Here is an 11,075-nt window from a genome sequence, read left to right as displayed (position 1 = left end):
TTGGTCGGAGTGGCAGGATTTGAACCTGCGACCCCCACGTCCCGAACGTGGTGCGCTACCAGACTGCGCTACACTCCGAAGGCCGGCTTGCGTCTCCGCAACTGCCGGCAGCGGGCTTATAGCTGCGCCTTTCCCGTACCGCAAGGGCGGTTTTGGGCGCTCAGCGCAGACGGGTCGTCCAATCGCCCACCGGATGCCGAACCGCGATCTCGAACGCCGCGTCGCGCAAAGCGGCCGTGGCGGCATATCCGAGACCGCAATCGATCTCCGCGAGGGTCCAGTCGCCGGCCTGCGCCATGCGGAGAAGCCTTGGGCGGGCGGGCGGCACGCTGACGCTGAAACGGTCGAGGGGCATCGACAGGCCGGTGCCCAACGCCTTCACCACGGCCTCCTTGCGCGTCCACAGGCCGAAGAAGGCGGCCTCGACCGTCTCGGGGGCGTGGACGGCGAGGGCTGCGGCCTCATCCGCCGCGAAATGCCCGCGCGCGATGCGCAGCGCATCCGGGATCGGCCGGATCGCCTCGACATCGACGCCGATGGCCACGCCGCGCGCCAAGCCGACGACCGCGCGTTCGCCGGAATGGGACAGGTTGAAGTCGAAGGCGCCTTGCACTGGGCCGGTCAGGCGCGGCTTGCCGGCCCCGCCGGCCTCCATGCGGATCTCGCCCGGTGCGAGGCCCAGCGCGTCTCCGAGAATCAACCGCAGAGCCGCGTGGCTCGCCTGGAAGCGGACGCGGTCGGCCGCCCGCATGAAGCGCGCGGCGCGGTCGCGCTCCTGGGCATTGAGGACAGATGCGCAACGCTCGAGCTGGCCAGGCGACAAAGCGAGATCGACCACCCAGATCTCGGCCGCGCTCACGCGACCCCTCGCGGCGTCCGCGCGTACGACGTACGAAGTTCAGGGTGAGGCGGCACGGGTTCGATCCGGTGGCGGCGGGGGGAGGAGCATCGTCGTGCGGCACCGGGCTGGCAAGTGCAGGGAGACTTGAGCGTTCGGTCCGCGCCGAGAGGAGCGGCGTTGCCGAGCCTCGCCGGGCGGCGCGCACGCTACGGCGTCTTCTTCGCGACCTACCTCTATCAGGGCCTGATCGCCGGCTTTTCCCTCACCGCCCTGGCCAACCACCTCACGGCGCACGGGGTGTCGGCAACCGAGGTCGGGGTCCATTTCGCCCTGGCGGGGCTGCCCTGGACGCTCCAGCCGATCCTGTGGGGGCCGCTCGTCGACCGGTCCGGAGACCTGCGCATGGGCCGGCGCCGGCCCTTCGCGGTCGCCGCGCTTCTCGGATGCCACGCGGCACTCGCCCTGATGCTGCTGCTCGATGCGGAACAGGTGGGCCTGCTCGGCCTCGCCTTCCTGGTCCACAGCCTGTTCGCTTCGCTGCTGGATACCGCGTGCGACCGGATGATCATGGACCACGTTCCTGCGGCGGAACTCGGCCGGGTCAGCGCCTGCACGCGCGCGGGCTTCGTCGTCGGCACGAGCCTCAGCGCGGCGATCCTGGGCTGGACGCTCGCCACCTACGGGTTGACCGTCAGCCTGTCCCTGCTGCTCGGCGCCGGTCTGATGGCGAGCCTGCCGATGCTGCTCGTGCGCGAAGCACCCGCCGACGCGTTGCTGTCGCTCGACCGGCGCGGGCCGGCTCCCCGACGGGTCCCGTTCCTGCGATTCCTCCGCCGCCTCGGCGTGGCCCTGCGCAGGAGGCGGGCTCTGCAACTGCTGGCCCTGTGCTTCGGCCTCGACGGCGCCCTCGGGCTGTTCGAGCTGCCCTTCTCGGTCGACCTGCTCCAGGGCCGCGGCTGGGAACCCGCGGTTCTGTCCCAACTCCAGGCGGGCCTGGCGCTCGTGAGCGGCACCGCGGGCGCGTTCGCCATCGGCCTGTGGTCCGATCGGGTCGGGCCGGTGCGGCCGCTGAGGCTCCTGCTGCTGGCGAGCGCGGCCACCTTCGTGCTGGCGGCGGTGCTGATCGGGGCGGGCCTTCTCGGCCCCGCGGCGCCGCTCATCCTGGCCCTGACCAACGCCCTGCCGGGCCTCCTGATCGTCGCGCTGATGCCCGCCCTGCTCCAGGCCAGCCGCGGGCGCGCCGGCGCGGCGACGCAGTTCGAGGTCTACATGGCGGCGATGAATCTCGGCTCGGTCGCCGGGACGGCTTCGGCCGGATGGCTCGCCCCGGTGATGCCGCTATCCGCCGTGGCGATCCTGGTCGCCGTCGTGTTCCTGGGCGCGGCCCTCCTGGTCGGCCGCGGCGATCTGCTCGCACCGGGCGGTTGAGGGAAATCGGGGATGTCTCAGGACGGGCGACTCCCCCCGGGCCCGCGATGCGCTAGAACGCCGGCATGCCAGCTGCGAAGCCCGACACGCCCGACCTCGACCTGACAGCCGAGGAGGCGCGCACCGAGCACGCGCGGCTCTCGGACGCGATCCAGGAGGCCGACCGGCTCTACCACCAGGAGGACGCGCCGGAGATCTCGGACGCGGAATACGACCGCCTGCGCCGCAGGCTGGAGGCGATCGAGACCCGGTTTCCCGATCTCGCCGGGACCGGGGCGGCCAGCACCACGGTCGGCGCCAAGCCGTCCGAGAAGTTCGCCAAGGTGCGGCACGCCGTACCGATGCTATCGCTGGGCAACGCCTTCGACGCGGAGGAAGTCGCGGAGTTCGTGGCCCGGGTCCGGCGCTTCCTGGGCTGGTCCGAGGACGCGCCCCTCGCCTTCACGGCCGAGCCGAAGATCGACGGCCTGTCGCTGTCGCTGCGCTACGTGAACGGCCAGTTGGAGACGGCGGCGACCCGCGGCGACGGCGAGGTCGGCGAGAACGTCACCGCCAACGCCCGTACCGTCCACGACATACCCGCGACGCTCGCCGGGACCGGATGGCCGGAGATCTGCGAGATCCGTGGGGAGGTCTACCTGTCCCACGCCGATTTCGCCGCGATCAACGCACGGCAGGAGGCGGCCGGCAAGCCGCTCTTCGCCAACCCGCGCAACGCCGCCGCCGGCAGCCTGCGCCAGCTCGATCCCGGAATCACGGCATCCCGGCCGCTGAAGTTCTTCGCCTATGCCTGGGGTGAGCTCTCGGCGCCGATCGCCGAGACGCAATCGGGCACCCTGCAGCGCTTCGCCGACTGGGGCCTGCCGGTGAACCCGCTCACACGGACCTTCACAGACATCGAATCGATGCTCGGTCACTACCGCCGGATCGAAGCGGACCGGGCGGGGCTCGGCTACGACATCGACGGCGTCGTCTACAAGGTGGACGACTTGGCGCTGCAGAAGCGGCTCGGCTTCGTCTCCCGCTCGCCGCGCTGGGCGCTCGCGCATAAGTTCGCCGCCCAGGAAGCGACGACGGTGGTGGAGGACATCGTCATCAATGTCGGCCGCACCGGCTCGCTCAACCCCCTCGCGAAGCTGCGGCCCGTGACGGTGGGCGGCGTGGTCGTCTCCAACGCGACGCTCCACAACGAGGGTTACGTGAAGGGCGTCGGCGCCGACGGCGAATTTATCCGTGAGCCCATTGAGGACGGTATCGGTGCCGATGGTCAGCCGAAGCTGAAACCCCGCGACATCCGCGTCGGCGACACCGTCACGGTGGTGCGAGCCGGCGACGTCATTCCAAAAGTCATGGATGTCGACCTCGCCAAGCGCCCTGCGGATTCGCGGCCCTACGTCTTCCCGGAGACCTGCCCGGCCTGCGGCAGCCGCGCCGTGCGGGCGGTCAACCCGCGCACCGGCCGCCCCGACGCGATCCGGCGCTGCACCGGCGGCCTGATCTGCCCGGCGCAGGGGGTCGAGCGGCTGAAGCACTTCGTCTCGCGCAACGGTTTCGACATCGAGGGCTTCGGCGAGACCTATATCGAGGTGCTGTTCGAGGCCGGGCTGGTGCGCCAGCCCGCCGACCTGTTCCGCCTGGATTTCGAGACCCTGAAGGCGGCCGTCGTGGCGCGGCGCGAGGCGCTGTCGGCCGAGCGGCGCGCCGAGGCCGGCACCACCGAGCCGCCGAAGAAGGCCGCCAAGAAGAAGGGCGACGAGGACGACAAGGCGATCAAGAACCTGCTGGCGGGAGTCGAGGCGCGCCGCTCGGTCCCGATGAACCGCCTGCTGTTCGCCCTCGGCATCCCGCAGATCGGCGAGGCCACCGCCAAGGCCCTGGCCAAGCGGTTTTCCGACATGCCGTCGCTGATCGCGGCGATCGCGGAGGCGGCGGCCGTGCAGCCGGGGCCGGACTGGGTCGAGCTGCGGTCCGTGGACAGGATCGGCGACACGACCCGCGACCGCCTGCTCGATCTCGGCTTCCCCGACGACGCCCCCTCCGAGGCGCCGCGCGCGCGCCTCAGCGCCCCCCAGCGGGAAAACCTGCTGCAGCATTACGGCGATGCCGACGCCGTGCGGGCCGCCCTCGCCCGGGCCGCCGCGCAGAAGCCCGGAGACGCCTACCGGGTGTTCGCCGACGACGGCGAGATCGGGCCCGTGGCGACCGACGCGCTGATCCTGTTCTTCTCCGAGCCGCACAATGCCGACGCGGTCAACGCCTTGCTCGAACAGGTGACGGTCGAGCCGATGGAGCGACCAGCCGCCGCCTCGGCCTTCGCCGGCCAGACCGTGGTCTTCACCGGCACACTGGAGAAGATGACGCGCAACGAAGCCAAGGCGGTGGCCGAGCGGCTCGGCGCTAAGGTCTCCGGATCGGTTTCGGCCAAGACCGACCTCGTGGTCGCGGGCCCCGGGGCCGGCTCGAAGCTCAAGGACGCCGAGAAGCACGGCGTCCGGGTCGTGTCGGAGGACGATTGGCTCGGGATGGTGGCGCAGGGTTGAAGCGCGAGTCGCCTGGGCTTAGACCGCTCGGGAACACCCCGAGAACGTTCCCCGGCATGGTTGACCCGCGATGACGGTCCTGGCCCTCGACTTCGAGACGGCCAACGAGCGGCGCGACAGTGCCTGCGCGGTGGGTCTCGCCTGGATCGCGGACGGGCGCGTGGTGCGCCGGGAGAGCCACCTGATTCGGCCGCCGGAGATGCGGTTCTCGCCGGGCAACATCCGGGTCCACGGCATCCTGCCCGCCAACGTCGCCAACGAACCGGATTTCGCTGGCGTGATGGCGCCCTATCTCGGCGACCTCACCCGCGGGCTGATCCTGGCGCACAACGCCAGCTTCGATATCGGTGTGCTCCGCGCGGGCCTCGCCCGGGCCGGCCTGCCGGTGCCGGCCCTGTCGTATCTCTGCACGGTCCAGATCGCCCGCCGGGTCTTCCCGGCGCCGGAGGGTTGCGGCCTCGGCAAGGTGGCCCGGCGCCTCGGCATCCGCTTCGAGCACCACGATGCCGGCGAGGATGCCTATGCCTGCGCGGCGATCGCCCTGGCGGCCATGCGCCAGACCGAGACGCCGGACGTCCACGGCCTCGCGGCGGCGATCGGCGTCCCGGTCACCCGGGTGACGGGCGGCCCGTCCCTCCCCCGCCGGGCTCCGGGACCGATCAGCGACCGCGCGCTGGCCGCCTTCCCGGCCGCCCCCTCGGCACTGAGCTTCTCCGTGCGGGGCTCGACCGGCAAGCGGTACGACGTCGTGCTCGAAGAGCGGGCGGGCGGCCCGCAGCTCCGCTGCACCTGCACGGCCGGGCGCTACGGGATGCGCTGCCGCCACGTGAAGGCGTTGGAGGTCGGGGATATCACCGACCTGCTCTCCGACAACGCCGACCACGTGGAACTGCTGGCCCGGATGCTCGGCGCGAAAGTCCGTGTCGCCTGATGACGATCAGGCTGCCGCGAGGCAATTCTGAAGCGCGGTGACTGGGCGCTCGACGTCGCTCGTAGCAATATGCCGACGTTCGATTAGCTGGCGACACGGTAACCCGAGCCGTTCCCGAATCGATCGGGAACGGCTCTCAGGTCCTGGTCTTATGAGCGTCTACCAGAAGATCAGGCCGCGCGCTTCGCATCGCCGTAGAACGTCCTGCCCTGCTCGGCCATGACGGCCAGGGTGTCGGGGACTCGGAAGCGGGCGCCGTGCTTGGCCTCGAGGCCGCGGGCCAGCGCCACGAAGGAGGCCGCCCCCATGAAGTCGATGTAGGACAGGGTGCCGCCGGTGAACGGGGCGAAGCCGAAGCCCAGGATCGAGCCGACATCGGCCTCCCGGGGATCCGTGACCACACCCTCGCCCACGCTGCGGGCGGCTTCCAGCGCCTGCACCACCAGGAGCCGCTGCTTCAGCTCGTTGAAATCGACTGCCTCCGGGGTGATCCGGTTGGGCTGCAGGTCGGCCAGGCCCGGCCAGAGGCGCTTGGGTGCGCCTTCGGGGTAATCGTAGAACCCCTTGCGGTTCTTGCGCCCGAGCCGGCCCTGGCCCTCCACCATGGCGGTGAGGATCGTCTTCTGGGAGGGGTCGACCGCATCCGCCCCGACCTGCGCCTCGGTGGCCTTGGCGATCTTGAGCACGAGGTCGAGGGCGACCTCGTCGTTGAGCGAGAGCGGCCCGACCGGCATGCCGGCCTGGCGCCCTGCGCTCTCGATCATGGCGGGCGGCACGCCCTCGGCGAGCATCTTGTGCCCCTCCAGGATGTAGGCGCCGACGCAGCGGTTGGCGAAGAAGCCGCGGGCGTCGTTCACGACGATCGGCGTCTTCTTGATCAGCCGCACGTAATCGAGGGCGGTGGCGAGCGCCGCGTCCCCGGTGGCCTCGCCCTTGATGATCTCGACCAGCATCATCTTCTCCACGGGCGAGAAGAAATGGATGCCGACGAACCGGTCTGGCCGCTGCGAGTTCTTCGCCAGGCCGGAGATCGGAAGCGTCGAGGTGTTGGAGGCGAAGATCGTGTCGGCGCCGATCACCGCCTCGACCTTCTGGATCACCTCGGCCTTCACCTTGGGGTCCTCGAACACCGCCTCGATCACGAGGTCGCAACCGCTGAGCGTGGCGTAATCCGCCGTGGTGGTGATCCGGCCGAGCAGCGCGTCGCGGTCCGCGGTCTTGGCGCGGCCCTTGTTGATCTGGCCGGTGATCAGCGTGTGGGCGTAGGCCTTGCCCTTCTCGGCGGCCTCGATCGACTGGTCGACCAGGACGACCTCGATCCCGGCCTGGGCGGTGACGTAGGCGACGCCCGCGCCCATGAAGCCGGCGCCGATCACGCCGACCCGCCGCAGGCTGGTGGCGGGAACGTCCTTCGGTCGGCGGGCGCCCTTGTTCAGCTCCCCCATGGAGATGAACAGCGTGCGGATCATCGCCGCCGCCTCCTTCGAGCGCAGGATATGCGCGAAGTACCGGCTCTCGACCCGCAGGGCGAGGTCCATGGGCAGCTGCAGACCCTCGTAGACCGAGGCCAGGATCGCCTTGGCGGCCGGGTAATTGTCGTGCGTTTCGCGGCGATAGATCGCGTTGGCCGGCGGCCAGATCATCATGCCGGCGGGCGAGTAGACCTTTCCGGAGGGCGCCTTGAACTTCGGCACGTCCCAGGGTGCCACCGCCGAGCCGCCGTCGCGGATCCAGGCCTTGGCGCGCTCGACGATCTCGGCCTGCGGCGCCACCGCGTGGATCAGCCCCATGCCCTTGGCCATCGGCGCGCGGATCTGCTCGCCCTTGAACAGCATCTGGAGCGCGTCGCCGGTCTGCATCAGCCGGGCGACCCGCTGGGTGCCGCCGCCGCCCGGGAACAGCCCGACCTTGATCTCCGGCAGCCCGAGCCGCGTCTTGGCATCGTCCGAGGCAATCCGGTGATGGCAAGACAGGGCGAGTTCGAAGGCGCCGCCCAGGCACAGGCCCTGGATCGCGGCCGCGAACGGCTTGCCGCAGGTCTCCAGCCGCCGGAACAGCAGCGACAGGCGCCGCGACGCCTCGAAGAAGTGGCGCATCGCCACCTCCTCGCCCTCCTCAGCCTTCAGCTGCTCATAGGCCCGGCCGAGTCCCTGCAGCATGGTGAGGTCGGCGCCACCGGAAAAATTGTCCTTGCCGGTGGCGATCACGCACCCCTTGATCGCCGCATCGGACGCGACCGTCTCGATGATCTGCTCCAGCTGATCCATCACCGCTTCGGTGATCACGTTCATCGACCGGCCCGGCATGTCCCAGGTCGCCACCGCAACGCCGTCTAAATCGGTCTCAAAACGGAAATCGGTCAGCGTCATGGTGCCGTCCTCCCAAAGTCACGCCGTCTAAAAGCCGGTGGTTGTACGTTAAGGTTGCATTGAGTGCTGGAGCGCATGATCCGCCGGTCGGGGGGTACCGACGGATTCGGCACATGACGAAGGATATTGGCTGCCGCGCATGCCGCGACGGGGCCGCCCTCGATTTCGACTTCACGATGGCCTTCCAGCCGATCCTCGACCTCGGATCCGGACACGTCTGGGCCTACGAGGCCTTGGTGCGCGGGCCCAATGGCGAACCGGCCGGCACGATCCTCGACCGGGTGACGGACGCGACGCGCTACCAGTTCGACCAGGCCGCGCGCGTGAAGGCGATCGAACTGGCCGGGCGCCTGTTCCCGCGGGACAGCGACACCCGGCTGTCGATCAACTTCATGCCGAACGCGGTCTACGAGCCCAACGCCTGCATCCGCGCCTCCCTGGATGCCGCGCGGCGCGTCGACTTCTCGTATCGGCGGATCATGTTCGAGTTCACCGAACAGGAGCGGTTCCACGACATCGAGCACGTGAAGCGCATCGTGGCCGCCTACCGCAAGCAGGGCTTCCTGACGGCGCTCGACGATTTCGGCGCCGGCTTCGCGGGGCTGAACCTGCTGGCGAATTTCCGCCCCGACCTGATCAAGATCGACATGGAACTCGTGCGCGGCATCGACACCGATTCCGGCCGCCACGCGATCGTGTCCGGTATCATCGCCATCGCCCGCGCGCTCGGCGTCACGGTTCTGGCCGAGGGCGTCGAGACCGCGGGGGAACTCGACGCCCTGCGCGGTCTCGGGATCACGCTGGTGCAGGGCTATCACTTCGCCAAGCCCAAGCTCGAGGCGCTGCCCCAGGTGGACGGCTTCGCCCACCGGGCGGCCGCGCGCGCGGCCTGAGGCCAGCCGATCGCGCGCGGGGGACGGCATCGGCTACTTCGGTGCCGGGGCGGGGGGAGCCGCCGGAGGCGGAACCGGCGGCGCACCGGTCTTCGGGGCGTTGTCGGTGGCGGCGGCCACAGCCAGCATGTTGAGGAGCTTCGTCACCGAGTTCTGCGAGATCGCCGTGACCGCAGAGTTGGGATCGGCGTTCATGGTCTGGAACTTGAGGTAGGTCGGATCGGCGTAGATCTCGTCCAGATGCTTCAGCTCCGTGAGCGTGAACTTCTGGGCGTATTCCTTCGACAGCCCCTCGATCATGATGCCGCGCTGCTTCTCGAACTCGTCCGTGAGTTCCTTGCGCACGGCCTCGGCGCGGGATTCCGGCATCGCCGCCACGGTCTTCTCCAGCGCGACGTTGAAGCCGGTCTGAAGGTTCTTGATCAAGGTCTTGTTCACCAGCGACGTGGCTTCGGTGATGCGGTCGGACGCATCGTCGGCACGTGCGGCCAGCGGCATGCTCAGGGAGACGCCCAGGCAGAGCGTCGCGATCAGGCGGTTCAAGGGCTCGACTCCCAATGTTTTATCGTCCGGCCCGGATTCGGGCCGACCGTCGCCCGCGCCTCTACAGCATCGTGCCGGATATCGGAACCGGCACGATGCTGTAGGTCCTTGGTTTCGCATCGTCTTTTTCCGAAAGCCGGAAACCACCTTTCGGGACGATGCGCGAGCAGCGTTCCCGGGCTTTGGAGAGCGGCCGTGGCCGGCCCCCGCGCCGCACCGTCGCTCAGACGCGCTCGATGATCGTGGCGGTGCCCATGCCGGCACCGATGCAGAGCGTCACCAGCGCGCGCTCCTTGCCGGTGCGCTCCAGCTCGTCGAGCACCGTCCCGAGGATCATCGCGCCGGTCGCCCCGAGCGGGTGGCCCAGAGCGATCGCGCCGCCGGTGACGTTGACGATTTCGGGATCGAGATCGAACGCCTGGCAGAAGCGCAGCACCACCGCCGCGAAGGCCTCGTTCACCTCGAACAGGTCGATGTCGGAGAGGCTCAGCCCGGACCGGGCCAGGACCTTGCGGGTGACGTCCACCGGGCCGGTGAGCATCAGGGCCGGATCGGAACCGATATTGGCAAACGCCCGGATCCGGGCCCGCGGCCTCAGGCCGGCGGCGGCACCGGCCGCCTGCGAGCCGATCAGCACGGCGGCGGCGCCATCGACGATGCCCGACGAGTTGCCGGCGTGGTGGACGTGGTTGACCGTCTCGACATCCGGATGCGCGTCGGTCGCCACCGCGTCGAACCCGCCCATCTGCCCCATCTGGACGAAGGAGGCCTTCAGCGCGGCGAGCGACTGCATGTCGGTGCTCGGCCGCATATGCTCGTCGCGATCGAGGAGCGTGATGCCGTTCACGTCGCGCACCGGGACCACCGAGCCGTTAAACAGCCCGTCCGCCCAGGATTTGGCCGAGCGCGCCTGCGATCGCACCGCGTAGGCGTCGCAATCGTCCCGCGTGAACCCGTACTTGGTGGCGATCAGGTCCGCCGAGACGCCCTGCGGCATGAAATACGACTTGATGGCGATCGCCGGATCGACCGGCCAGGCGCCCCCGGACGCGCCGATGCCGATGCGGCTCATCGATTCGACGCCGCCGCCCACCGCCATCTCGTGCTGGCCGCTCATCACCTGCGCGGCGGCGAAGTTAACCGCGTCGAGGCCCGACGCGCAGAAGCGGTTGATCTGGATGCCCGGGACGTGGTCGCCGTAATCGCTCACCAGCGCCGCGGCGCGGGCGATGTCGCCCCCCGCCTCGCCGACCGGGTCGACGCATCCCAGGATCACGTCATCCACCAGGGCGGTGTCGAGGCCGTTGCGGTCCTTCAGGGCCCGCAGGGCCGTCTCGGCGAGGCGCAGGGCCGTCACCTCGTGCAGGGCTCCGTCCGCCTTGCCACGGCCGCGCGGCGTGCGGACGTGATCGTAGATGAAGGCTTCGGGCATCGGCGTTCCCCAGCGTGTTCTTGCCTGTTGGCGACGCGGCCTTAGCGGGCCGACTCGCTGGGCGCCAGTCTGCCACGGCAGATATGCGTCGCACCATC

The 11,075-nt window shown here is 69.9% G+C and carries 8 protein-coding genes and 1 tRNA gene; 4 read left to right on the top strand and 5 right to left on the bottom strand.

Translation table 11 applies throughout. The features are described from left to right. Position 1 precedes the first annotated feature (1 nt). Together MFF40_RS01020 and MFF40_RS01015 are read right to left on the bottom strand one after the other, a co-directional pair. Positions 2 to 78: transfer RNA gene (locus tag MFF40_RS01020), tRNA-Pro, on the bottom strand. Positions 79 to 160: 82 nt separating this feature from the next. After that, positions 161 to 859: a 4'-phosphopantetheinyl transferase family protein gene (locus tag MFF40_RS01015; protein ID WP_147853678.1), complete on the bottom strand. Its 699-nt coding sequence runs from the start codon at positions 857 to 859 to the stop codon at positions 161 to 163. A 159-nt stretch (positions 860 to 1,018) separates the two neighbouring features. Between MFF40_RS01015 and MFF40_RS01010 the strand changes: the two genes are divergently transcribed. From MFF40_RS01010 to MFF40_RS01000, 3 genes are all read left to right on the top strand, one after another. After that, on the top strand, positions 1,019 to 2,269 hold the full coding sequence (locus tag MFF40_RS01010; RefSeq protein WP_238259397.1) for an MFS transporter: 1,251 nt from the start codon (positions 1,019 to 1,021) through the stop codon (positions 2,267 to 2,269). Positions 2,270 to 2,334: 65 nt separating this feature from the next. Continuing rightward, positions 2,335 to 4,809 (top strand): NAD-dependent DNA ligase LigA, encoded by a 2,475-nt coding sequence (ligA, locus tag MFF40_RS01005; protein WP_238259395.1) that lies wholly within the window; start codon positions 2,335 to 2,337, stop codon positions 4,807 to 4,809. A 70-nt stretch (positions 4,810 to 4,879) separates the two neighbouring features. Beyond that, the gene (locus MFF40_RS01000; protein WP_238259393.1) at positions 4,880 to 5,740 is read left to right on the top strand and encodes a 3'-5' exonuclease; all 861 of its coding nucleotides are present in this window, start codon (positions 4,880 to 4,882) and stop codon (positions 5,738 to 5,740) included. A gap of 170 nt (positions 5,741 to 5,910) precedes the next feature. Here MFF40_RS01000 and MFF40_RS00995 read toward each other — a convergent pair whose 3' ends face one another. After that, positions 5,911 to 8,109 (bottom strand): 3-hydroxyacyl-CoA dehydrogenase NAD-binding domain-containing protein, encoded by a 2,199-nt coding sequence (locus MFF40_RS00995; protein WP_238259391.1) that lies wholly within the window; start codon positions 8,107 to 8,109, stop codon positions 5,911 to 5,913. 113 nt (positions 8,110 to 8,222) lie between these two features. Here MFF40_RS00995 and MFF40_RS00990 point away from each other — a divergent pair, with 113 nt between their 5' ends. Further along, positions 8,223 to 9,002 carry an EAL domain-containing protein gene (locus tag MFF40_RS00990; protein WP_238259390.1) on the top strand — a complete coding sequence of 260 codons (780 nt, stop codon included), beginning with the start codon at positions 8,223 to 8,225 and terminating at the stop codon, positions 9,000 to 9,002. Between the two features lie 33 nt (positions 9,003 to 9,035). Here MFF40_RS00990 and MFF40_RS00985 read toward each other — a convergent pair whose 3' ends face one another. After that, on the bottom strand, positions 9,036 to 9,545 hold the full coding sequence (locus tag MFF40_RS00985) for a DUF2059 domain-containing protein (protein ID WP_147856882.1): 510 nt from the start codon (positions 9,543 to 9,545) through the stop codon (positions 9,036 to 9,038). 223 nt (positions 9,546 to 9,768) lie between these two features. Next, positions 9,769 to 10,977 (bottom strand): acetyl-CoA C-acetyltransferase, encoded by a 1,209-nt coding sequence (locus tag MFF40_RS00980; RefSeq protein WP_238259388.1) that lies wholly within the window; start codon positions 10,975 to 10,977, stop codon positions 9,769 to 9,771. Between the last annotated feature and the right edge of the window lie 98 nt (positions 10,978 to 11,075).

This window comes from Methylobacterium mesophilicum (genome assembly GCF_022179445.1).
GTDB classification, from domain to species: domain Bacteria; phylum Pseudomonadota; class Alphaproteobacteria; order Rhizobiales; family Beijerinckiaceae; genus Methylobacterium; species Methylobacterium mesophilicum.
Note: the sequence above shows the minus strand (reverse complement) of the source record. Positions and strands in the feature narration are given on the sequence as shown.